The sequence below is a fragment of the Streptosporangium sp. CA-115845 genome (assembly GCF_050943795.1).
In the GTDB taxonomy this organism is placed as follows: domain Bacteria; phylum Actinomycetota; class Actinomycetes; order Streptosporangiales; family Streptosporangiaceae; genus Streptosporangium.
On the sequence record NZ_CP191988.1, the window covers coordinates 2,081,446 to 2,103,682 of the forward strand.

General features: G+C 70.3%; 19 protein-coding genes. 10 read left to right on the forward strand and 9 right to left on the reverse strand.

The window, feature by feature from the left end; translation table 11 throughout:
- Positions 1-49: 49 nt before the first annotated feature.
- From ACQP0P_RS11770 to ACQP0P_RS11785, 4 genes are read right to left on the reverse strand one after another with little or no spacing between them, the layout of a single operon-like run.
- The gene (locus ACQP0P_RS11770; protein ID WP_433374797.1) at positions 50-1,075 is read right to left on the reverse strand and encodes a transketolase family protein; all 1,026 of its coding nucleotides are present in this window, start codon (positions 1,073-1,075) and stop codon (positions 50-52) included.
- Entirely contained in the window at positions 1,072-1,917 is an 846-nt protein-coding gene (locus tag ACQP0P_RS11775; protein ID WP_433374800.1) for a transketolase, read from the reverse strand. Before ACQP0P_RS11775 ends, ACQP0P_RS11770 begins: the two co-directional genes overlap by 4 nt.
- Entirely contained in the window at positions 1,911-3,005 is a 1,095-nt protein-coding gene (locus ACQP0P_RS11780; RefSeq protein ID WP_433374803.1) for a M20/M25/M40 family metallo-hydrolase, read from the reverse strand. The genes ACQP0P_RS11775 and ACQP0P_RS11780 overlap by 7 nt, the downstream gene beginning before the upstream one ends.
- Positions 3,002-3,874: a [LysW]-aminoadipate kinase gene (locus tag ACQP0P_RS11785; protein ID WP_433374806.1), complete on the reverse strand. Its 873-nt coding sequence runs from the start codon at positions 3,872-3,874 to the stop codon at positions 3,002-3,004. The genes ACQP0P_RS11780 and ACQP0P_RS11785 overlap by 4 nt, the downstream gene beginning before the upstream one ends.
- A 479-nt stretch (positions 3,875-4,353) precedes the next feature.
- Between ACQP0P_RS11785 and lysW the strand changes: the two genes are divergently transcribed.
- Genes lysW through ACQP0P_RS11825 form a run of 8 tightly spaced genes read left to right on the forward strand, consistent with a single transcriptional unit; the run spans position 4,354 to position 10,612 of the window.
- Entirely contained in the window at positions 4,354-4,518 is a 165-nt protein-coding gene (gene lysW / locus ACQP0P_RS11790; protein WP_433374809.1) for a lysine biosynthesis protein LysW, read from the forward strand.
- Positions 4,515-5,396: a RimK family alpha-L-glutamate ligase gene (locus ACQP0P_RS11795; RefSeq protein ID WP_433374811.1), complete on the forward strand. Its 882-nt coding sequence runs from the start codon at positions 4,515-4,517 to the stop codon at positions 5,394-5,396. The genes lysW and ACQP0P_RS11795 overlap by 4 nt, the downstream gene beginning before the upstream one ends.
- Positions 5,384-6,421, forward strand: coding sequence for an N-acetyl-gamma-glutamyl-phosphate reductase (gene argC / locus ACQP0P_RS11800; protein WP_433374814.1), 1,038 nt, complete (start codon positions 5,384-5,386; stop codon positions 6,419-6,421). Before ACQP0P_RS11795 ends, argC begins: the two co-directional genes overlap by 13 nt.
- Positions 6,422-6,434: 13 nt before the next feature.
- The gene (locus ACQP0P_RS11805; protein WP_433374817.1) at positions 6,435-6,647 is read left to right on the forward strand and encodes an MbtH family NRPS accessory protein; all 213 of its coding nucleotides are present in this window, start codon (positions 6,435-6,437) and stop codon (positions 6,645-6,647) included.
- A 59-nt stretch (positions 6,648-6,706) separates the two neighbouring features.
- A complete protein-coding gene (locus ACQP0P_RS11810; protein WP_433374819.1) occupies positions 6,707-7,558 on the forward strand; it encodes a GNAT family N-acetyltransferase in 852 nt (283 codons plus the stop codon).
- Between the two features lie 53 nt (positions 7,559-7,611).
- Complete coding sequence (locus ACQP0P_RS11815; protein ID WP_433374822.1) at positions 7,612-8,214, forward strand: hypothetical protein; 603 nt, start codon at positions 7,612-7,614, stop codon at positions 8,212-8,214.
- Complete coding sequence (locus ACQP0P_RS11820; protein WP_433374825.1) at positions 8,211-9,236, forward strand: BtrH N-terminal domain-containing protein; 1,026 nt, start codon at positions 8,211-8,213, stop codon at positions 9,234-9,236. The genes ACQP0P_RS11815 and ACQP0P_RS11820 overlap by 4 nt, the downstream gene beginning before the upstream one ends.
- Positions 9,233-10,612, forward strand: coding sequence for a DegT/DnrJ/EryC1/StrS family aminotransferase (locus ACQP0P_RS11825; RefSeq protein ID WP_433374828.1), 1,380 nt, complete (start codon positions 9,233-9,235; stop codon positions 10,610-10,612). Before ACQP0P_RS11820 ends, ACQP0P_RS11825 begins: the two co-directional genes overlap by 4 nt.
- Before the next feature lie 26 nt (positions 10,613-10,638).
- Here the strand turns inward: ACQP0P_RS11825 and ACQP0P_RS11830 are convergent, their stop codons facing one another.
- The 4 genes from ACQP0P_RS11830 to ACQP0P_RS11845 all read right to left on the reverse strand — a co-directional run bounded on the left by ACQP0P_RS11830 (position 10,639) and on the right by ACQP0P_RS11845 (position 17,876).
- The gene (locus tag ACQP0P_RS11830; RefSeq protein ID WP_433374831.1) at positions 10,639-12,204 is read right to left on the reverse strand and encodes a non-ribosomal peptide synthetase; all 1,566 of its coding nucleotides are present in this window, start codon (positions 12,202-12,204) and stop codon (positions 10,639-10,641) included.
- Between the two features lie 169 nt (positions 12,205-12,373).
- Positions 12,374-13,099 (reverse strand): sulfotransferase family protein, encoded by a 726-nt coding sequence (locus ACQP0P_RS11835; protein ID WP_433374833.1) that lies wholly within the window; start codon positions 13,097-13,099, stop codon positions 12,374-12,376.
- Between the two features lie 1,055 nt (positions 13,100-14,154).
- Entirely contained in the window at positions 14,155-17,010 is a 2,856-nt protein-coding gene (locus ACQP0P_RS11840; protein ID WP_433374836.1) for a PEP/pyruvate-binding domain-containing protein, read from the reverse strand.
- A 209-nt stretch (positions 17,011-17,219) separates the two neighbouring features.
- Positions 17,220-17,876, reverse strand: coding sequence for a hypothetical protein (locus tag ACQP0P_RS11845; protein WP_433374839.1), 657 nt, complete (start codon positions 17,874-17,876; stop codon positions 17,220-17,222).
- Positions 17,877-18,441: 565 nt separating this feature from the next.
- Here ACQP0P_RS11845 and ACQP0P_RS11850 point away from each other — a divergent pair.
- Together ACQP0P_RS11850 and ACQP0P_RS11855 are read left to right on the forward strand one after the other, a co-directional pair.
- Complete coding sequence (locus ACQP0P_RS11850; protein WP_433374842.1) at positions 18,442-19,677, forward strand: NAD(P)/FAD-dependent oxidoreductase; 1,236 nt, start codon at positions 18,442-18,444, stop codon at positions 19,675-19,677.
- A 105-nt stretch (positions 19,678-19,782) separates the two neighbouring features.
- Positions 19,783-20,358 (forward strand): GNAT family N-acetyltransferase, encoded by a 576-nt coding sequence (locus ACQP0P_RS11855; RefSeq protein ID WP_433374844.1) that lies wholly within the window; start codon positions 19,783-19,785, stop codon positions 20,356-20,358.
- Positions 20,359-20,391: 33 nt separating this feature from the next.
- Here the strand turns inward: ACQP0P_RS11855 and ACQP0P_RS11860 are convergent, their stop codons facing one another.
- Complete coding sequence (locus ACQP0P_RS11860) at positions 20,392-22,002, reverse strand: hypothetical protein (RefSeq protein ID WP_433374846.1); 1,611 nt, start codon at positions 22,000-22,002, stop codon at positions 20,392-20,394.
- Positions 22,003-22,237 lie beyond the last annotated feature (235 nt).

The window sequence follows — 22,237 nt, forward strand, 5'->3', positions numbered from 1 at the left end:
CCCGCCGGCGCGGAGAAGACGAGCGTTTCACGAGGTTCCGCCGGGGAGGTCAAGGACTTTCCAATCGCTGTCGGCCTGATCGGGTCAAGGCCGGACCGAGTAGGTGCCGTACGTGGGCGACAACCGCCTCCGGCGTGAGACCGTTACGCTCCAGCAGGTGACGCTGGCCGCCCGTGCCCACCGCGAACGTGTCCTGGACCGCGACCGGCAGGACCGGGCAGCGGACGTCGAGCCTGCAGAGCACTTCCGCCGCGGCCGACCCCAGGCCGCCGGCGGCCCAGTGTTCCTCCACGGTGACGATGCCGCGTGTCGTGCGCGCGGCATCGACCAGTGCCGCCTGGTCCAGCGGCTTGACGGTGTGCATGTCGAGTACGGTCGCCTCGACGCCGTCGCCGCTCAGCTCGTCCGCTGCGGACAGCGCCGCCAGGACGGGATAGGGGCCGGTGGCCACCAGGGTGACGTCGTCGCCTGACCGCAGCCGCCGTGCCCGGCCGATGCGGACCGGCGGCAGGCCGGACGCGAGATCGGGCGTGGCGTTGCGACCAAGCCGCAGGTACACCGGCCCAGGCAGATGGGCGCAGGCCCGCGTGAGCTGTGCCGTGCTCGTCGCGTCTGCCGGGGACAGCACGGTCATGTTCGGCAGGAGCCGCATCACCGCGAGGTCTTCCAGCGCGTGGTGGGTGGGGCCGAGATGGCCGGCGGACAGGCCGCCGTGGGTCGCCGCTATCCGCACGGGCAGGTTGTTCAGGGCGATGTCGATCTTGACCGCTTCCAGGGCGCGGGTGGCGGCGAACGTCGCCATGGTGTTGACGAAGGGGACGCGTCCCATCTTGGCCATCCCGGCGGCCACTCCCATGAGGTTCTGCTCGGCGATGCCGAGGTTGATGTAGCGCTCCGCGGCCGCACCCCAGTCGACCGCCGAGAAGAGTCCGGTGTCGCTGTCCAGGCAGATCATCCGCTCGTCCGCACGCATGAGTTCCACCAGGACGTCGCGATAGACGTCACGGCTCGCGCGGTCGGCGGCCCGATCCGGAGGATTCGCCGCCTGGTGCGGCGGTGTCGATGCCACCGTCATCCTTTCTGCTCCTTCCCGGCTCGCCGGGCGGAGAGCGCGGCGAGGGCGCGCTGCTGCTGCCTTCCACCGAGGCGCGCGTAGTGGCTCCGGGTCTGCCCCTCGACGTACGCCAGCCCGCGGCCCTTGATCGTGCGCGCCAGCACGACGGTCGGCCGGCCGGCGAGCCGCCGCGCGGGGGCGAACGCCTCCTGGAGCTGCCGTGGGTCGTGCCCGTCGACCTCCACGACCGACCAGCCGAAGCTGCGCCAGCGGTCGGCCAGGGGTTCCAGACCCACCGTGTCCTCGGTCGGCCCGGTGATCTGCAGGCCGTTGCGGTCGATGACGGCCGTCAGCCCGTCAAGGGCGAGCGAGCCGGCCGCCATCGCGGCCTCCCATACCGAGCCTTCCTGTAGTTCACCGTCCCCCATGACGACGAAGCACCGGCGGTCACTGCCGGACAGCCGCGAGTCGAGCGCGACGCCGACCCCGATGGCCAGCCCGTGTCCCAGCGACCCGGTCGGCATCTCCACGCCGGGTACGGCGGGGTTGGGGTGAGCGGTCAGCGCGCTGTCCGGTCGGCCGTACTCGGCGATCCGGCTCACGTCGAAGAACCCCCGGGTCGCCAGGGTGGCGTACAGCGCGATGGCGCCGTGCCCCTTGCTGAGCACGAACATGTCCCGTCCTGCGTCGTCCGGTCGCCGCGGATCGATGCGCAGGACGCGGAAGTACAGCGTCACCAGGATCTCGGCCAGCGACATGGATCCGCCCAGGTGGCCGCCCTCCGGGGTCGCGCACATCCGCACGATCAGCTCCCGCACCCGGTGCGCGTGCGCCGCCAGGTCGTCCTCCGTGGGGGTCACCACGACACCCCTCCGTGCGGTGCGGCCTCGGCCAGGGGGCTGGGCCGGTGGGCGGGATGACATCCGAGTTCGTGCAGGGCACGGGTCAGGACGTCGATGCTCCTCAGGTAGTCCGGCACCAGGATGTGCTCGTCGCCGGCATGGCAGAGCCTGCCGTCCCCGGGGCCGTATGTCGCCGCGGGTACTCGCCAGACTTCGGTCAGCGTGTTCATGTCCGAGGTGCCGGTCTTGACCTTCATACGTGGCCGGCCGTCCTGCGCCCGGATGCCGACGACCAGGGCGCGCACCACCGGGTTGCGGCGGTCGACCCTGCACGCCGGTACCGAGTTGACCAGTTGGAGGGTGCCGTCCGGCAGGCACGCGCGCAGCGTCGTCACCAGACTCGGCACATCGAACCCCGGCGGGAGGCGGATGCTGAAGTCCGCTTCGGCCGAGACACCGTCGCCGCGTATCGAGACGAGCGTGGGACCCGGCGTGTCGAAGCCGTCGTGTCCCACGTCCGGACCGAGGATCTCCAAAAGAAGCGACCACGCCGAGGCCGCCAGTTCGGCTGCCTTGGGTGCCGGGTTGGTGTCGTGGGTCGCGGCGCGTTCCACCCGGAACCTGAGATCGAGCTTGCCCTTGTACCCGAGGACCACCGAATCCCAGCCGCTCGGCTCGCCGACGATGAGCATGTCCGGCTGCGGACGCGTCGCACGCAGGTGCCTGGCGCCGGGTGACATGGAGGTCTCCTCGCCCACCGCGCCCACCACCACGAGCGTGCCGTGGAACTCCGCCCCGGCCGCCGCGCGGATCATCGCCGCCAGGGGGCCTTTGGCGTCCACCGCGCCGCGTCCGTACAGTCGGTCCCCGTCGACGCGTACCGGCAGATCGCCAGGCACGGTGTCGAGGTGGCCGACCAGCATCACGGTCGGTCCCGGGCCTCGGACGATCTCACCGACGGCGTTGCCCGCCTGGTCCACGTGGGCGGTGTAACCGAGCCTCCGCATGGCGCCGACCACGTAGTCCGCCAGCTCCGCCTCGTAGCCGGATGGGGAGGGGATCCGCAGCATGCCGTGCAGCAGGTGGACCGCGCTCTCGCCGGTCATCATCGGGCACTCGTCGGGGTGCGAGCGTCCGGCCCGGTGGTCGGCTCCGGTGCGCGAAGAATGACGCGGGTGCCCTCCCCGGCCAGCGCGCGGTGAACCGGACGAGGGCGCGCACCCTGGGCGATCATCACCTGAGGGACGCCTCCGACCAGCGCCTCGCGGGCCGCCACCAGTTTCGTGCCGATACCTCCACCGACGTAGGGCGGTGGTCCGGAAGCGGGTACCTCGCACACGTCGAGTACCGCTGCCTCGTCCGCCGGGTCCGCCAGGACGCCGGGCACGCCGGTCAGCAGCACCAGCGCGCTCGCTCCGAGCGCGACGGCGACGGCCGCCGCCACCCGGTCGGCGTCCGCGTTGACCGGGCGGCCGTCGGCGGCCAGGACCGGTGGCGAGATCACCGGGGTGTGGTCGGCGGCGAGCAACATGGTCAGCAGCCGGGCATCGACCCCGGTGACGCGGCCGCTGTGATCGTCGCGGACCACGACCCTTTTTCCGTTCACGGTCGCGCGTTGCGCCGTCCTGCGGTGTGCTCGGACCAATCCGCCGTCCACCCCGGTCAGCCCGATCGCCGACACACCGGCTTTGAGAAGGGCGGTGACCAGCCTTGGCTTGACGGCACCGGCCAGGGCGAGCTGGACGACCTCGAGCGTGGCGGGGTCCGTGTAGCGCGCGGACATCCCGTCCGTCGCGTACATGCGGCGAGTGGCCACACCCAGGCGGGCGGCCAGCCGATCGATGTCCGCGGAACCTCCGTGCACGACGACTACAGCAGCGCCTTCGCCTCGAAGTTCGGCGATATTCCGGCAGACGGTTACGACGTCGACAGCGGCATTCCCACCACATTTGACAATGACGGTTTTCTGCATTGACATCCCCTGTTTTGGCGGCTCGGAGACATTTTCGGCCGATCACCGCGGGCTTCTCGCCCAGCAGACGGCATGGCTCTACCCGCACATCCCCGTTGACGCCGCCATGTGCCCCAGGCGGCGTGAGTCCGGCTCACTGTAGACCGGCCCGAGCGGGCTGATCAATATTCAGCCACTGGTCTTCCGCTGAACCGAGCCTTAAAAATCTTGCATATTGGCAGGTCAGCGCCTTGATTTCGGTGAACAAAATTCGGCAGGCCGGGCGGGATCGGGATTCCGCCCACAGCGACGCGGCACTTGGGGGGTTGCCAGCCGCCCGCATCTTGCGTCATGATCGGCGACCTGCAGGGCCTTTCAGCGGGGGCTGTGCGGCATGTGCCGGTGTGCGGAGTCTGTTTTTCCTGCTCCCTGCCGGCAAGCCATCACACCATTCATCGAAACATCGTCGACACGTTTTGTGTCGCTCTCCTTGCGAGGATGATGTAATGGGGAAATGTCCTGAATGTGGCGCCTCTGTCGCCCTTGGTAACGCACCAAAACCGAGCGAGATTTTCGTGTGCGGCGAATGCGCGGTCGAGCTGGAACTCATCGCCGTCGGACCACCGCAACTCGCACTGGCCCCCGAGGTCGAAGAGGATTGGGGCGAGTGACGCCTGCCTTGGGCTCGGAACCGTTCGGCATCGTGGCATCGCGCCTGCGAACCGACGAGAAGCGCATCCTTGAGGCGATGGACCGCCGGGGCGTCGCCTACGCCTACCTCGACAGCCGGACCTTGTGGCACACGCTCCAGCAGCACCGCCCCGAGCGGAAGCAGATCGTTCTCAATCGCGAGATCGGTCAGGCACGTGCCGCCGCCGCGGCCCGTGCTCTTGAGGCGGCAGCCGCTCTCGTGGTCAACTCCGCCCAGGCCATCGAGACCTGCGGTGACAAATATCGCAGCTCGGTGGCGCTTCGCGATGCCGGCCTCCCCACCCCTGTCACGGTCCTGGCCCTCACGCCGGATGCCGCACTCGACGCACTTGAATCGATCGGCTATCCGGCCGTGGTCAAACCCCTCGTCGGTTCCTGGGGACGCCGGGTGGCGCGACTACGCGACAGGGAAGGCGCGGAGGCGGTGCTGGAGCACATCGCCGCGCTCCCCTCTCCGGCCGCCCATATCGTGTATCTCCAGAAATACATCTCCGGACCGGACCGCGACATCCGCGCCATCGTGATCGGTGACGAGCCGATCGGCGCGGCGTACCGGCGCGGTCCCGGCTGGCGGCACAATGTCGCGCGCGGTGCCGACATGACCGCCTTCCCTCCGTCGCCCGAGCTCGCCGACCTGGCGGTCATGGCCACACGCGCAGTCGGCGCGGACATCGCCGGCGTGGATCTCATCGAGGACTCCGACGGCCGGCTCCATGTGCTGGAGGTCAACCACGGCGTCGAGTTCAGCGGGTTCCAGGAGTCGCTCGGGGACCGGGTCTCGGTGGCCGAGCGCATCGTGGACCATCTCGTGACGAGACACCGGTCTTGCTCCGGGTAGCCGTCGCCGGCGCCGCCGGATACATCGGCGGCGAACTGCTCCGGCTGCTCCTTGGCCATCCGTACGTCGAGGTCGTCACCGCCACGTCGCGCTCGCTGGCCGGGCGCCGCGTGGACGGGCCGCACCCGAACCTGCGTGGGCGGACGGATCTGACGTTCAGTGACCATGACCTGCTGACCACCACGTCATGCGACCACGATGTGCTGTTCATCGCCATGCCGCACACCACGAGCATGAACATGGTGGCGAGCCTGCGAGAGCGGACCGCCGTCGTGATCGACCTGTCGGGCGATTTCCGGCTCCGCGACCCTGAGATCTACGCACGCTACTACCGGACCGCGCACGCGGCGCCCGAGCTGATCGACGCGTTCGTTGCCGGCCTGCCCGAATACGGTCGTGCGGAGCTCGGGCACGCCGACCGCGTCTCGATGCCAGGCTGCATGGCGGTGGCCGCGATTCTCGCGCTCCGCCCGCCGGCCGCGGCCGGGTTGATCGGGGGAACGGTCACGGTGGACGCCCGCACCGGTTCCAGCGGATCGGGCCTGTCGTCCGGTGCCGCCGGTCTCCACGCGGAACGCAGCGGCGCGATGCGGGTCTACGCGCCCGCGGGCCACCGGCACGAGGCGGAGATCACCCAGGCCACCGGCCTGCCGATCCGCATGACGGCGACCGGGGTGGAAGCGGTGCGGGGTGTCCAGGTGCTGTGCCGGGCCAGGCTCTCGCCCGGAGCCGGTGAGCTGGACCTGCGCCAGGCGTTCCGTGCCGCCTACGCGGACGAGCCGTTTGTCCGTGTGGTGGCCCAGCGGCGGGGAATTCACCGCCTGCCCGATCCGAAGATCCTCAGCGGATCGAACTTCTGCGACGTGGGTTTCGCCGTGAGCGCGGACGGAACCGACGTGGTGCTGATCGGTGCACTGGACAACCTGGTCAAAGGCGGTGCCGGCAATGCCGTGCAGTGCCTGAACATCCGCTTCGGATGGCCGGAGGAGACCGGGCTCGAATTCATGGGACTGCATCCCAACTAGTCAGGAGGCGATCATGCCTGCACTATCGGACGACGGTGCGGAGTACACCGCCGTACGCGACGTGGAAGCTCGGCACTCCATCCGGCCGGTGGGGAAGGCACTCCCCAGCGGAGGGCTGAAGGTGGGCCCGCGCGGTGGCAGGGCCGAATGCCCGGCCCACATCTCCGAGGTCCGGACGAACCGGCGGCCCCTGTCGCCGCGCCAAGCGGCTGACGGCACGAGGTGACCTCGGGCCCGCTGCCTGCTGCTCTGACCGCACGGGCCGCCGGCGCGTCCCCTCGGCGGGTGCGGAAGCTGTCCGCGCGGGAGGCCGGCGACCGCGCGGTCGAGATCGCGGCGCTCACCCGGGCGGCGTACCGCGGATCGGATCCGCTGTCCGGGTTGCCCATGCCGGACGGAGCGAGGGAGACCCCGGCCGAGGTCATGTCGGACGTCGCCGGGGGCACCACCGTCTGGCTGGCCGAAGACGCCGCCGGGCGGCCGCTCGGTGCGCTCCGCGTCCGGACGACGTCCCAGGGGAGCTGGCGGCTCAGCAGGCTGGCGGTGGCCCCGTCCACCCGCGGCCGGGGCCTGGCCCGAACCCTGGTCACCGCCGTCGACCGGCTGGCCGTGGACCGGCGGATTCCGGTGCTCCGCCTGGACGCGGTGGTGGAGCGTTGCCTGCCGTCCCTGTACGCGCGGCTCGGCTTCCGCGCCGTCAGGCACTGGCCGAGCGGTGACAAACCGCTGACCGAGGTCACCATGGAACGCCGGCCCGGCACCGCCTTCGCCTCGGCGGAACCGTGCGGAATGGCGCTCCCACCTCCGCGGAGCGACCTGCTGCTGCTGTGGCTGCTGACCCGCGACGCCCTGCTCGCGTTGATCGGAGATCACGAAGAGGTTCGCCGGGGAGCCGCCGCGTTCCCCGGCGCCGCGGTGGCCGGGCTGGATCTGTGGCGCGGCACCCCGGCCGGTGCGGCGGACATGCTCTTCCGCCGCCTGGCCCCGGGCCGGCCCCGGGGGAGTGGCGGCTTCCTCGTCTTCCCGGCCGAACGCGACGCTGTGCGGAGTCACGTCATGCCTCGGGGCGTGCATCCTCTCCTGCACGCCTGGTGCCGGCTGCCGCCGGGCGCCGAGCCACCGTTGTATCGCTTTTGACCGGCCGGCACGCGTGCCGGCCGATCCTCCCCGCTGCCGTAGGAGGTTTCCTCGTGACCCGGCTTCCGCCACGGAACGACCATCGCCAAGCGACCGAGGTATCGCTGATCCCGTACCTGAACAACACCGGCATCACGCACCCGGAGCATCTGCTCGCCGGAGCCTTCAACATCTGGGGGAACACCTTTCCCGCCGACGAGCTGCCGGCCGGCCCATCGGTGATGATCGATGGAATCCCCTTCCTGTTCCCCGCGCACGCGACCGGCGGCCCCGACAACGTCCGCTGCGAAGCACAGCTGGTCGACCTGCCGGTCGGCCGCTACGACTGGATACAGCTCCTCTGTGCCGCCGAGCGCCGCACCGAAGATCCCATCTGGCTGTACTACGAGGACGGCACCGTCGAATCCGAATGGCTTAGGGTGTCCGATTTCTGGCCGCAGACCGAGCCCCGCTTCGGGGAGATCGCAGCCTTCCGTCTCGGCCGGATGCACTACCCGCGCCATGTCGAGCGGCGGATGGCGCCCGTCATCTGGCGGCAACGATTGCCGGTGCCGCGCCCGGGCGAGCTCTCGGCCGTGAGACTGCCCGACAACCCGGCCATCCATCTGTTCGCCGTCACACTGCTCCACACCCCCGCTCCGGCGGTGATCTCGTGAGGGCACTCGTCGCGAACGTCCGGCCATGGCGCCACGACCTGGCCGGCTGCCTGCACGGCTGCCTGGCCACCCTGCTTGAGCAGCGAGGCGTGCCCGCGCTGCCCGTGCTGGGCGCGGCGTGGACGTTCCGCCACTTTCCAGCAGGAGTGCGCCGTGAGGAGTACTACTACCCCTGCGCGCCGGGGGAGTCCCTGCTGGAGGCGATCGCCCCCTACCATCCGGTGCGCTCCCGCTGGCACGAGCCCGCGGACGCCGCCGGCGGGCGACGTGAGGTTCGCGATGCGGTCGAAGCGGGCGTCCCGGTCGCGGTGGCGGTCGACAACTATCACCTTCCGTTCCGGCCGGCCTACCAGGACGTGCACTCGAACCACCTGATCGTCGTGCACGGATTCGATGAGGAGCGGGGGACGGCGACCGTGCTCGACGCCGTACCACCCGCCTTCCACGGCGAGATCGGCCTCGACGAGCTGACCGCCGCGCGTGACTCCGGGAATCCCGCGGTGCACGACAGGGACATGTTCTTCACCGGGATCCACATCGGTAATCGGTGGTTGTCGGTGGAACTGGGCATCGACCCCGCCGAACTGCCGCCACTCGACCGGGCCAGGATCAAGAAGATCATCACCGGCAATCTTGCGGGCTTCGCCACGCCGCCGAGCGGTGGCGCCTATCTGGGACTACTCGGCCAGGAGGCATTCCTGCAGGGCGCGGTGGAGCGACTCGCCGCAGGCGAGGACGTCACCGACGAACTGTTCGTGGTAGCGGGCGCGGTACTCGCCTGCACGGCTCTGCACGCGGACTGGCTTGCCCTCGCCGGCCGTGCGGTCGATGCACGCGGCCTGGTCGAACGAGCCCGAGAGGTGGAACGCGTCGCACACCACTGGTCGGCGGTGCGCATCATGGCCGCTCTGACGCGCGACGGCGGAATGACCCCCGAGCGTCTGGCCCGCAGGGCACACGCCCTGCGGAAGGACCACGAGGCCGTACTGGTGAACCTGGAACAGGAGATGTCACGACTATGACGACGCAGCGAGCCGAACGAGTGGGCGACCGCCTGGCGATGCTGGGCGGCGGCCGGTCCGTGCCGAGGGACGTGCGCATCCCCGCCTGGCCGATCGTAACCGGCGAGGAGCGGGAGGCGGTGCGCAGGGTGCTCGATTCCGGCCGTTTCACCTGCGCCTCCTCCGGCGAACAGGAGATCCCCGCCCTGGAGGCGGAATGGGCGGCCCACGTCGGCAGCAACCACTGTGTGGCGGTGAGCAACGGCACCGCCGCCATCGCCATCGCGCTCGCCGCCGCCGGGGTCCGTCCAGGAGACGAGGTCATCGTCCCGGCGCTGAGCTTCGTCGCCACCGCGATGGCCCCGCTGCACGTGCTGGCCACGCCGGTCTTCGTGGACATCGATCCAGACGGCTTCAACATGAGCCCGGCGGCGATCCAGGCCGCGATGACCGCCCGGACTCGGGCGATCATCGTGGTCCATCTCCACGGACTGCCCGCCGACATGGACGAGGTGAGAGCGATCGCGGCCAGGCACGGCGTCGTGGTCGTGGAGGATGCCGCGCAGGCGCAGGGCGCGCGCTACCGGGGGAGCCCGGTCGGGTCACTGGGCGACATCGGCACCTTCAGCCTGAACGTGAGCAAGAACCTCGCCACCTGCGGCGAGGGCGGGCTCATTACGACGGACGACGCCTCCTACGCCGCCCGCGCCCGCATGCTCCGGCAGTTCGGCGAGTCCGCGACCACAGGTGGGGAACGCAGCTACGTCTCCCACATGCTGGGATGGAACAACAAACCGAACGCGCTTCAGGCCGCCTTCACCCGAAGCCTGCTGGCCCGTTTCCCGGCGGAACTCGAGCAACGCGACCACAACATCCGGCGAATGCTGTCACGGATCACCGAGCTGCCCGGCTACCTCACGCCGGCATCCCCGGCTGACCGCACGCACAGCTGGCACATCCTGCGGTTCCGCGTTCTGCCCTCCGCCTTCGGGCTGGAGGACGGGATGGCGGGCCCGTTGCGCGCGGCCGTCCAGCGCGCGTTGCGCGCGGAGGGCGTGCCCGCGTCCCCCTACCAGCTGATGCCGTTGCCCGCGCAACCCTTCTTCCGGGAGCGGCGCGGGTACGGTGATCACCGGTGGCCCATCACAGGCGTCGGCTACCGGGAGGAGGACTTCCCGCACACGACACGGGTCATCGAGGACTCCTTCACGATCCAGAAGGCGCACCTGCATCCCGACGCCGGTCCACTGCTGGATCGGTACGCGGACGCGTTCGAGAAGGTGTGGAGGCATCGGGAGGTGATCCGCGCCTACGCGATCGAGATGCCGTACCGGCCGCCGTGGGAACGGGCCGCCGAGATCGCGGCCGGCGAATGGCTGGAGGCTTTCGGCGGGTGAGTGTCGACCGTCCCGCCGGTCAGGCGTCACCTACCGGCTGGGGTCGGCTTCGGCAGGCGGGCATGGTCGATCTTGCCGCTGGCGGTCAGCGGAAACCTGTCCAGGAAGAGCACCGTCGACGGGACCATGTACGGGGGCAGGCGATCCGTGAGCTGGGCTCGTATCGCGGCACTGCCGGGTGCCGCGCCGGGCGCGGCGATCACGTACGCGACGAGTACGGCGCGCGGGCTCCCGAGGTCCTGTACGACCGCCGCGCCCTCGCTCACACCGGCGCACTCCCTCAGCGCATGCTCGACCTCACCCAGCTCCACCCGATGGCCGCGGATCTTCACCTGCCGATCGGTCCGCCCGAGAAACTCAAGCTGGCCGTCCGGGCGCCAGCGCACCACATCGCCGGTGCGGTACATGCGCTCGCCGGCCGTGGAGAAGGGATCGGGCAGGAAGCGCTCGGCGGTGAGGTCCGGGCGTCCCAGATAGCCTCGGGCCAGGCCGGTGCCGGCCAGGAAAAGCTCACCTGGGACGCCGATCGGCACCAGCTCGAAGGTCTCGTCGAGGACGTAGCAGCGATGGTTGGGCATGGCGCGCCCGATGGGCGGTGACGCGTCCAGGGGCTCGGACGGGCAGGTGTAGTCCACGCAGGCCACCGTCGCCTCGGTGGGGCCGTAACCGTTGTGGAACTCCCGTTCTGACGTGCGCCAGCGGTTGACCAGCGAGGCGGGAAACGCCTCCAGGCCCACGAACAACGCCCGCAGATCGGTGAGCGGTTCCGGGTCGAGCAACCGGAGCACGGCAGGCGGTAGGTCCGCCACCGTGATGTGTTCCTTCTCCATGAGCTCCTGCAACGCGTCGATGTCGAGGAGCAGCTCGCGGGGTGCGCCCACCACCGTCGCCCCCGAACCGAGGGTGGCGAAGAAATCAAAGACGCTGACGTCGAACGCCGGGTTGGCGAACTGAAGCACTCGGTCAGTGGGGCGAAGCCGGAAGAGTTCGCGCGCGTTCAGCACGAATTCGGCGGCCGATCGATGCGAAATCATGACACCCTTCGGCCGCCCCGTGGAGCCAGAGGTGTAGATGACGTAGGCGAGATCGTCCGGATGCCGCTCCTCGGCTACCGGCGGAACAGGCGTGCTCGGCCGGCCGGAGTTCTTGTCCAGGCACAGTGTGGGTGTCGACGGGGGCAGCGACCCGGCCAGCTCCGCGGTGGTCACGACCCCGATCGCCCCGGCGTCGGCCAGCTGTCCGGCGATCCGCTCCGGCGGATGGAGCGGATCCAGCGGCAGCCAGGCCCCGCCGGCCTTGAGCACGGCCAGCATCGCGACCGGCAGCTCCAGGCCACGTTCGAGCAGCAGCCCGACGACGGCGTCCGGCTTCACCCCGAAAGAGGTACGCAGCTCGCCGGCCACCCGGTCGGCGGCGGCCACGAGCGCGGCGTAGGACATCTCCTCGCCGTCGAACCGCATCGCGACCGCGGAGGGGTCCGTCTCGGCCCACTTCTCCACCAGTTGGTGGAGAAGTGGACTCCCCTGGCGCCGCACCGCCGGCGCATTCCACTCGCGCAGCATCAGGTCCTTGTCCTCAGCGCTGGGACGCACTCGCGCCTTCACCCCGTCTCTGGTTCCCGAAACCGAACGCCCGCGGCCACACCATCTGCCAAGGGCGGCTTCGGCAGCAGCCGAAGCAAGATCCTCCCGTACCGCCGGCCGACCGGCCGGCGACCATGTGCCGCCCCGAACGGAGCGCCGTCGTCCACGGCCCGCGCGGTCAGGCAAGCAGGCGGTGGGCGTAAAGCTCCTCGTAGAACGGCAGGTGGTGCCGCAGGTAGGCGCCGAACACCGGATGCGTCGCCACATCCACGCGGTAGTCACGCCGTGCCGCGCGAAAGCCGCTGCTCTCGCTGACGTCGACGTGCCAGCGCCGGCTGGGCCGCCATTCCGGGCGGGACTCCGGACGCCAGGTGAGAGAGCTTTCCACGAAGTCGATGTCGACCCGGGCACAGTAGGCGCGGGTCATCGTCACCGGATCCGCAACAAGATCATCCGCGTCCATGACCACCGGTTTGGTGCCGGTGCGCTCCCAGGTCGCGGAGAAGATCTCGTACAGTGCCTCGAAACCGATCTGATGCAACCCGACGTCCGGATTGATCGCCTGATACGAGGCGATGGTCGCCACCGGACTCCTGATCAGGAACGTGTGTACGCCGTCGTGGGACAGGAAACCCGGATCGGCGATCACGCCGGGATAGCGTTCGTCGGTCGTGTCCTTGAAGAACAACGGCCCGCGCTCAGCCAGACCACGGATGGCGGCGATCAGCTCGTGTTCCGACGCCTTGGTCCTCCCGTCGACCTCTACCTCGCCGAACTCGGCCAGGTAGGAGAACGGCTCGTGCAGCACATGGAAGTCTCCGCGCTCGCACATCATGCGGAAGAAAGCGGTGGACCGGCACCGCGGCGCGCTCCACAGAGCGAGGACCTTGGGCACTGTCTGCATGGCGTCCCTTCCCTGCTTCGGTGATCCGTCCTGCCTGAGGGCTCATCGCCCGGAGAGTGCCCGACCACCGGTATGGATCACGGTGCGTCAGAGACCCGAATCCCGGACCGGCTGATGAAGAGTCAGCCGCAGCCCATCTCTTCCGCGCCCGAGTTAAATCTCCATGAACAATTTCATGCTGCTTTATACGGGCAATCCCGCGCCCTTTGAAGTGGGTCAGGGGAATACGCCAGGAGGGTCGGAGATCACCCATCACTCGCGGAAGGCGGCAATTGGGATCCTGGCGTAGTTCTCACCGGACCGCAACCTTCTGGGCGGCCTTCGGCTCCTCCCCGCGGGTGGTACGGCGGAGCCGGACATCACCTTGCTCAACGCCATTTCGCCGAGGCCCCGGGCCGACGGTGTCGGTGCCTTTCTCCTGGCCCACCGCCCAAGCAGGGCCGCGCCGGTTGGGGTCGTTGACGCCCCGCAGTGGACCGCTGAGCGGTTCGAGCCGGCGCCGAGTGCGCGGACCGCGTCCGGCTTGGCACGGAATATCAAGTCCTTGGCGCTACGAGTCAACGACACAGGGGCGGATCTGCGGCATATTAGGGCTTGGCCCCGCTGGCCTTGGCAGAATTCGGCGCCACCTGAAGTCGGGACGGTTCGCGTACCGGCCAGGAGGCAAGAAGGGGAAACGATATGCATGTACTAAGGTGATCAGGGCGTCCTGTCGGAATTTTCCGCACGCGGCCCAGGAAACAGCCGCGTTGACGTCAGCGGGCAATCCCTCAGGGCATGCAGCAGATCATCTGCCAAAAGCGGTATACAGAGCCCAATAGTGCTGGGAAAACTCGGTTCATCGACTACCTGATGGGACTGTGTCCGGACAGCGATTCCGGCGGCAGTGTCCACGCCCACACGTGCGGCAGGGGTTCGTACAACATCATCGGTGGTACCGATCCTCCACAACGTTGCGACAGAACGGTGCCTCTCATACAGCGGAACCGGCCTCCTCGCCGCGAGATGTCCGGGGAACGGGGCGGAGACGGCGGCCGGACATCTCGTGCCGGTGGTCAGGCGGTGGTGACGACACCGGAGGCACCGTCGACGGTGATCTCCTGGCCGGTGACGATGTGCTCGGTCGCCCCGCTCACGCCCACCACGGCCGGGATGCCGTACTCGCGGGCCACCACGGCGCCGTGCGAGTTGGCGCCGCCCATCTCCATCACCAGGCCGCCCGCCGTCAGGAACAGCGGGGTCCAGCCGGGGTCGGTGGAGGGGCAGACCAGGATCTCCCCGGGTTCCAGGTGCGCGCCGACCGGGTCGAGGACGACCCTGGCGGCGCCGGTGACGGTGCCCGCCGAGGCCGGGGTACCGGTCAGCGCGCCGTCCACCGGTGCCGGTACGGCGACGGCCTCCGGTTCGGTGCCGTCGGACAGCAGGACGCGGGGGACGTGCCTGCGGCGCAGCTCGCGGGCGGCCTCCTCACGCCGCCGCGTCACGAGGTCCCCCAGCGCGGGTCGTACGGCCACGTCGGACGGGTGCGCGGCGGCCTCCGGCGGGGCGGGGGAGGGCACCGGCCCGTCGCCGTCGGCCGCGGGCGCGGCGGCCTCCGGTCCGGATGGGGCACCGAGGGCCGCCCTGGCCTCCTGGAAGGTCAGGAAGAAGACGTCGTCGGCGCGGGAGAGCAGGCCACGGGAGGCCAGCTCGGCACCGACGGCCAGCAGCTCGGCCCGCATCGCGGCCAGGGCGGTCACCACGACGTACTTGGGCATCTCACGCAGGCCCGCCAGCGCGCGGGTCCGGCCGAGCGCGAAGCGAACGAACCGCCCGCGCAGCCCCCCGGCGCGCCCGCCCAAGGTCTTGATCATGACAGTGGCCTCGGCGGCGCCCCTGGCGAACAGCGCGTCGGGGGCCAGGGCCGTGTCCTCCAGCCGCAGGTAGTTGGCGAGGACGCCGAGGATGTGGGTCGGCTCCTCCGACCAGCGCGGCAGCCCGAGGTCGATCTCGGCGACCGCCCTGACGCCGTAGCCGGAGAGGAAGTCCGCCAGGCCGTCGCCCAGCACGCCGGGCAGCGTCCCGGCGTGGAAGCGTTCGGCCAGCTCGGCGGCGGGGGTGCCGAGCAGCAGGGCGGTGGCCTCACCGTCCTCGCGGATGCGGGCGGCCAGCCGCCACAGCGCCAGGTCCATCTCGGTGGTCACGTTGTGCGGGAGCCCGCGCAGCACCGTCTCCAGCTCACCGGGCCGGGCCCGGTCGCCCAGCACCAGGGCGGCCAGGCCGAGCATCGCGAACCCGGCGGCCGCGGCCGGGGCGATGGCCGGCAGCAGCGGGAAGACCTGGCCGCCCAGCATCCGCTCGACATGGTCGAGACGTTCGGCCGGGGTGGCGCCCCGCGGTGCCGGGAGCCGTCCCCGCAGACGCTCCCGGAGCAGCTCCACGTCCCGGTGCGCCGAGGCGGGGTCGCGCAGGGCCCGTACGGCACGTCGCGGGATGTGGAAGCGGGCCGCGATCCGCACCGCCCGGCGCAGCGGCGGCCGGAGCGAGGGCTGGGTGACGCCGAACCGGGGGTCGTCGAACAGTCCGCGCAGCACCCGCGCGGACCTGGCCTCCATCACGTCGAGCACCTTCGGGAAGAGCACCCGGCCCACCCGGCTGCGGATGAGGCCGGTGACGTCGAAGAACAGCCGCCCGCCCGCCTCGGCGACGGGCGGGGCCCCGGCCGGCCGGTCGGCCACCGGCGTCCCCAGCATCTCGGACACCGATGACGAGAGCAGCCTGAAGGCCGAGATGCCCATGGGGGTGATCGGCCGGTGGAGACCCTGGGCCAGGCTGAAGCAGAAGTAGATCCGGGTGCCGCCCGGCCCGGGAGCGCCGCCCGCCGGGGTCGCGGACGGCTCCGCGTGGTGGGGGATCGGGTAGAGGGTGGTGATGGGACGCGCCTGGGTCAGCCAGAGCACACCGGCGGCGTCGATGGCCCACTCGATGTCCTGGGGTGTCCCGTAGTGCCGCTCGACCCGGTCGCCGAGCTCGGCCAGCGCCGCCAGTCGCGCGTCGGTGACGCAGGCACTCTCCACAGGGTTCGCGGGGGTCTCGACGTGCTCGACGCCGCCGCCCGCCAGCGACCGTACGGCCACCTGCTTGTCTCCCAGGCGGCGCTCGGTGATCCGGCCGGTGGCGGTGTCGAGCACGAAGTGGTCGGGGTTGACCGCGCCGGAGACCACGGCCTCGCCGAGACCGGGACTGGCGTCGATCACCGCCTCGCGCCGCCGCCCGGTGACCGGGTTGGCGGTGAACATCACCCCGGCCACCTCGGAGGAGACCATCTCCTGGATGACCACCGCCAGGCGCACCGCGCCGTGGTCGATGCCGTTCGCGGCCCGGTAGGCGACGGCCCGGTCGGTCCAGAGCGAGGCCCAGCACCGCCGGACCGCGTCCAGCACGGCGTCGGCGCCGACCACGTTGAGGTAGGTGTCCTGCTGCCCGGCGAAGCTGGCGTGTGGCAGGTCCTCGGCGGTCGCGGAGGAGCGGACCGCGACGGGGCCGTTCGCGCCGCTCCTCGCGGCGTCCGCGATGTCGTCGGGGACCGGCGCGGCGAGCACGGTCTCGCGGGCCTTGGCGGCCAGTGCGTTCAGGGCGGCGACGTCCTCGGCGGGCGTGGTGGCGAGCGCGGTGAGCAGATCCTTCAGCGCGGTCCGTTCGGTGACCCTGCGGTAGGCCTCGGTGGTGACGCACAGGCCCGGGGGAACGGGGAATCCGGCGGTGGTGAGCACGCCGAGATTGGCCGCCTTGCCGCCGACCAGGGGCAGCATCTCCGCCCCGATGTCCTCGAATCTCAGGATGAGAGGCGGGGGCGCCTCCTGCTGGGACCCCGCCGGAAGCGTCGGGGGTGGGATGTCGCCGGCCGGCCGGTCACGCTCCACGCCGTCCATCGGGCCGCTCCCTGTGTCGCTGCATCTGATGCGTGCTGCAACGTTAGGCCGGAGAGGCCAATAAATCAACAAGTGGTGAATTATCTGTCGCGTCCGCCCGGCCAGGGCTCGTCATGCCTGTCCCGCCACCGGCCGGGTCCGGGAAACGGAACGGCGACGGCGCCGGCCTGGTGAGGCCGGCGCCGCCGCCGCGAAACGCGAGTCAGTGTCTAGTTGCCCCAGCCGAGGAGCCAGACCTGGCCGTTGGCCCCGTAGCGGTTTTTCTGCCACGGGTACGACCGGGAGGAGCACACGCCCGTGTAGGGGTTGTAGGAGGTGCAGAAACGCCATCCGTCCGTGACGTCCCAGACGTTCCAGCCGACCCCGTACGCCTGGATGTTCTGGCAGCCCTCGTACATGTAGGTGGGCAGGTTGGTGCTTCCCGTGCAGCTCGCCGAGGTGTACGTGACCTGGGCGCCGTTGCCGCACCACGTGTGGTAGCCGACTCCGCTGAGGCCCGGAGCTCCGTACGTGGTCGTCAGATACCAGCAGCCCGACGTGAAGTTACCGGAGGTGTTGGAGAACTGCCTGGCGGGCGACAGGATGCCGCTGGCGAACTTGCCCTGGTTGGTGTCGACGATCCTGGGAGGGGTTTCCTGCTGGCGGGACATGTCGATGTACTTGTCCAGCCCCCTCCTGCGGATCTCGTCGGCGGTCAGGGCGCGCGCCGTGGGCCTGGGGGGCGGGTCGACCCGCTGGACCGGGGAGGCCGGCGAGCCGCCCGGGGAGGCCGGCGGTACGGGTGAGAAGGCTCCGAGGCTCAGGACGGCGATCGCCGCGAACGCGCAGCTGACCGTGACTCGGGCGAATCGTCGATTCAATGGCATGCGGCATGCTCCTTATCAAAACGGCGCGCCGCGGGCAGGGGCGTAGGCATTCCCGTCCACGGGGCGAGCTTGATGGCGTAGGAAATATATAAGCCCGCCTTTCCTGGAGTGCGGAATCTGGTTTCCGGCAGGGTAAACGAAAATTTCCCCGGGTAATCGGCTGGAGGTCTTGCATGACCTCGCCGCCTGTGATTTCACGGGCCTGACCAGGCGGCGGAGAACCCGCTGGGACGTGTACGAAAGGGATTACGAAGGACCGGTGTGTTTTTCCGGCAGGCGGCTCGGGTGCCTTTCCTGAGAATTCCCGAGAGTAAGCGGATCGTGCCCCGGCCGGACTTCTTTCGCTGATTTACCGCCCGTTTGAGGGATGTGTTGCGACAAGCGTGCTCAATCCGGTTGTTCGTTTCCCGGGAGGATCGCCCGGTGCCCGTCACTCCGGTGTCCCGCCGCGAGGCCGATCAGTCGCCGATCCCCGGGCGGGCCCGGCGTCCGCCAACCCGGCGCACCGGATCCGGGCCTCTCGCGATCGTTGGAACCGGCCTGGGAATCGGATAGGAAGGAGAGCATGACTACCGAGCAGACGTTCGTCATCGTCGGAGCGGGGCTGGCCGGGGCCAAGGCGGCGGAGTCCCTGCGCGAGGAGGGCTTCTCGGGCCGGATCACGCTGATCGGCGCCGAGACCGAGCTCCCGTACGAGCGGCCCCCGCTCTCGAAGGGCTACCTGCTCGGCAAGGAGGAGAAGGCCAAGGTCTATGTCCACGACGAGGGCTGGTACGCGGACAACTCCGTGGAACCGCTGCTCGGGCGCCGTGTGACGGACCTCGACCGGGCCGCGCACCAGGTGGAACTGCACGACGGGCGGCGCATCCGCTACGACAAGCTGCTCCTCGTGCCCGGCGCCTCACCGCGCCGCCTCGACGTGCCCGGCGCCGACCTGGACGGCGTGCACTACCTCCGCAGTCTCGACGACTCGGAGCGGCTGCGCGAGGCGATCCGCGGCGGGGGCAGGGTGGCCGTCGTGGGCGCGGGCTGGATCGGGCTGGAGACCGCCGCGGCCGCCAGGGGGTACGGCTGTGAGGTGACGGTCATCGAGCCGAGGGCGGTGCCGCTGCACGCCGCGCTCGGCCCCGAACTGGGCGCCTTCTTCGCCGACGTGCACCGGCGGCACGGCGTCGACCTGCGGCTCGGCCGCGAGGTGACCGGGCTGCTGGGCTCCGGACGCGTCCACGCGGTCGCCACCGACGACGGGCAGGAGGTCGCGGCCGACGTGGTGATCGTCGGTGTCGGCGTGAACCCCAACACCGAGCTCGCCGAGCGGGCCGGACTGGCGGTGGAGAACGGGATCGTCGTCGACGAGTCGCTCCGCACCGACGACCCCGACGTCTACGCCGCCGGTGACGTGGCGAACGCGTTCAACCCCCGGTACGGCACCCGCATCCGCGTCGAGCACTGGGCCAACGCGCTCAACGGAGGACTGACCGCGGGTAAGGCCATGCTCGGCCGGCCGGTCGTCTACGATCGGCCGCCCTACTTCTTTACCGACCAGTACGACGTCGGCATGGAGTTCTCCGGGTGGTTCGCGCCCGGCGGGTACGACTCCGTGGTCATCCGCGGAGATCTGGAGTCGGGCGCCTTCCACGCCTTCTGGCTCGCCGGCGGGCGCGTCGTGGCGGGGATGCACGTCAACCAGTGGGACGAGGGCATCGCACCGGCCCAGGATCTGATCCGCAGCGGTGCGACCGTCCGCCCGGAGCGGCTCGCCGACCTCTCCGTACCGCTGGGCGACGTCACGAAAGGCTGACGCACGGCCTCGCCCCCGGTACGGGAACCGGAGCGGCCGCCCGCCCGTCCACGGGTAAGTAACCGCACCAAGGGAAGGCGGTCCCAGGGAGGCGAGGAGGCGGGCATGACCCCCACCGAAAACGTGACCATCGAGACATGCGGCCGCCGGGAGTCGCTCGCGCTGGCCGGGACGATCTGTGGCCTCTACCAGGCGGTGTTCTCGCTGCCCCCGTTCAACGGAAACGGCACGGAGTTCGCCAACCAGCGCTCCTACTTTCCCCGCCTGACGGACCGGCCCGGATTCCGGCTGACCACCGCGCGCTCCGGCCCCGAGTTCGTCGGATTCGGGTACGGGTACCTGCTGCCCGCCGACGCCCGCTGGTGGACCGGGCTGGCCGAACCGGTCGATGAGGAGTTCGCGACCGAGAACGGGACCAGGACGTTCGCCATCATCGACTACGGGGTGCTGCCCGGCTGGCGTGGCCTCGGGGTCGGGCACCGGATCCACAACGAGCTGATCGCCGGATCCGGTGCCGAGCGGGCGACACTGTCGGTGCAGCCCAGGGCCGCACGGACCCAGGCGATCTACCGGCGGTGGGGGTGGCGGAAGGTGTCCCACAAGCTGCTGGACCCGCCGATCCCCGCCCCGGTCTTCGACATCCTGGTGCTGGAGAAAATACCCACGGCACGCCGCCGGTGAGCCGGCTCGCGAGCCGGCTCGCGAGGTGATTCGTCAGGCGATGAGCTGGAGGGCATGCAGCTTCTCGTCCAGAGCGGCCACCTGGCGGGTTCTCGCCCACGGGTTCAGCGCCTCGCGGATCTCCACCACCGAGCGGGCCAGCCGCGGCGAGGTGTTCCGGCAGGTGAGGCGGGCGGCCTCGCCGATATGCTCGCACGCCTCGTCGATGGCGCGCAGCCGCAGATGCGCGCGCGCCAGATCCAGCCGGCTGAACGCCAGGTTGCGGACGAACGTCGGGTCGATCCGGGCCAGGGAGCGGGCGGCCATCTCGACGGCGGCCTGGGCGTCGCCCATGTCCAGCAGACACTTGGTCTTGGTCGACAGATACTGCCCGTCGCCGTAGAAGTAGAGCAGCTTACCGCCCACGTCCTCCGTGCCCGCGTGGCCGAGCTCGCGGAGGGCCCGGTCCAGGCTCCTCATGCACCGGGTGTAGTCCTTCTGGCGATCGGTCTTGGCCGAGCGGCGCAACACCGCGGAGTAGGCGCGGGCACCGACGTCGCACGCGTACGACACCAGCAGCTTGCTACCGGCCCGCTGCCCCCAGGCCAGCGCCCCCAGCGCGTGCTCGACACCCTGGCGGGGATCGCCCTGCCAGGTCGCCAGCTGCGACCAGTTGGCCAGGACGAAGCTGTTCATCGCGTCGTTGTCGGCCCGGTGCGCGGCCGACTTGGCCTGCTCGTAGTAGTAGTTCGCCCCGTTGAAGTCGTTGAGGTTGAACAGCACCCAGGCGGTGAACCTGCAGATGTTGGCCAGCAGGTACAGCAACCTCTCGCGCACCTCGTCCGTCGACGCGGCCGGGATCAGCGATCGCACCAGGTGCTGCTGGGCCAGCACGGTCCCCAGCACCGACTGGGGGCCGAGACTGTCCTCCTGGCGCATGCAGTGATGCAGCACCGCGTCGATGTGGTCGACCGTCGCCTGGTCCACCCGGGACGGCTCGGCGGCGATCAGGGCGAGCCGGTCGAGCTCGTCGTCGTTCAGCCGGTCCAGCAGCGGAGAGGCCGCCGCCGCGGCCGCCGCGGCCCTGACCAGGGCCAGCACGTCGCGCCGGTTCATGGACGCCGCCCACTGGGCGAGAGCCCGTACGAGGGCGTCGTACTCCTCCTCGCGGGTCGACCCGACCGGCGCGGGTCCGGCGGGCAGGGCCGGCAGGGTCGCCAGCACCCCCTGGATATCCTCGTGGCAGAGGCTGCCCGCGGCTCCCGCGGCCACCAGTTCTCGTCCCCGGAGCCGGGCGGCCGGGGCGTTGTGCTCGTCGGCATCGCGGTGGTCTTCACCGTCGACCAGATCGGCGGTGCGGCAGTGATAGATACGGGCCAGCCGGTTCAGACCGGCGATCGGCGGCTCGTTGCCGGTGGGGCCAGGCCAAGCCTCCCACGACCCGAGCTTGCGGGTCGTCAGTGGCTCGTTCGGCCAGTACTCGTTCCATAGATGGCAGACCTTGGCTTGTGTGAGTCGATGCGCCTCCCGGAAGCCCTGACGGGAGTTCAGGTGCCAACGTCGCTGGAACTCCGCTGCGACCTCCGCCCACGTGCAACCACGCTCGCGGAGTTCAGCGCTGAAGATGTCCATCTGCTGTTTGACGCTGCGCGGTGCACGTGGCATCGGCTCGGCCTCTCCCGGCGGGTCCTCCGGTGGTGATTCTTCGGGCCGAACGTTACTGGTCGATCACGTTCGGTGACGGCAGAGTGCAGAAATCAGCGACCAGATCACCGATCCCTGCCGCGTCATCGTCGTGCGGGGCGAATTGACATCCGACAGCGACGAACAGACGTGGTCTCGTCGCCTGTTTCCGGCACGCTCCGCACAGGAGGGTTGAGACAACGCCGGAGCCGCCGGA

Coding starts and splice junctions, on each gene's coding strand:
- ACQP0P_RS11770 (WP_433374797.1), bottom strand. CDS start 1,075: ATGACGGTGGCATCGACACCGCCGCACCAGGCGGCGAATCCTCCGGAT.
- ACQP0P_RS11780 (WP_433374803.1), bottom strand. CDS start 3,005: ATGATGACCGGCGAGAGCGCGGTCCACCTGCTGCACGGCATGCTGCGG.
- ACQP0P_RS11785 (WP_433374806.1), bottom strand. CDS start 3,874: ATGTCAATGCAGAAAACCGTCATTGTCAAATGTGGTGGGAATGCCGCT.
- lysW (WP_433374809.1), top strand. CDS start 4,354: ATGGGGAAATGTCCTGAATGTGGCGCCTCTGTCGCCCTTGGTAACGCA.
- ACQP0P_RS11805 (WP_433374817.1), top strand. CDS start 6,435: ATGCCTGCACTATCGGACGACGGTGCGGAGTACACCGCCGTACGCGAC.
- ACQP0P_RS11825 (WP_433374828.1), top strand. CDS start 9,233: ATGACGACGCAGCGAGCCGAACGAGTGGGCGACCGCCTGGCGATGCTG.
- ACQP0P_RS11835 (WP_433374833.1), bottom strand. CDS start 13,099: ATGCAGACAGTGCCCAAGGTCCTCGCTCTGTGGAGCGCGCCGCGGTGC.
- ACQP0P_RS11840 (WP_433374836.1), bottom strand. CDS start 17,010: ATGGACGGCGTGGAGCGTGACCGGCCGGCCGGCGACATCCCACCCCCG.
- ACQP0P_RS11845 (WP_433374839.1), bottom strand. CDS start 17,876: ATGCCATTGAATCGACGATTCGCCCGAGTCACGGTCAGCTGCGCGTTC.
- ACQP0P_RS11850 (WP_433374842.1), top strand. CDS start 18,442: ATGACTACCGAGCAGACGTTCGTCATCGTCGGAGCGGGGCTGGCCGGG.
- ACQP0P_RS11855 (WP_433374844.1), top strand. CDS start 19,783: ATGACCCCCACCGAAAACGTGACCATCGAGACATGCGGCCGCCGGGAG.
- ACQP0P_RS11860 (WP_433374846.1), bottom strand. CDS start 22,002: ATGCCACGTGCACCGCGCAGCGTCAAACAGCAGATGGACATCTTCAGC.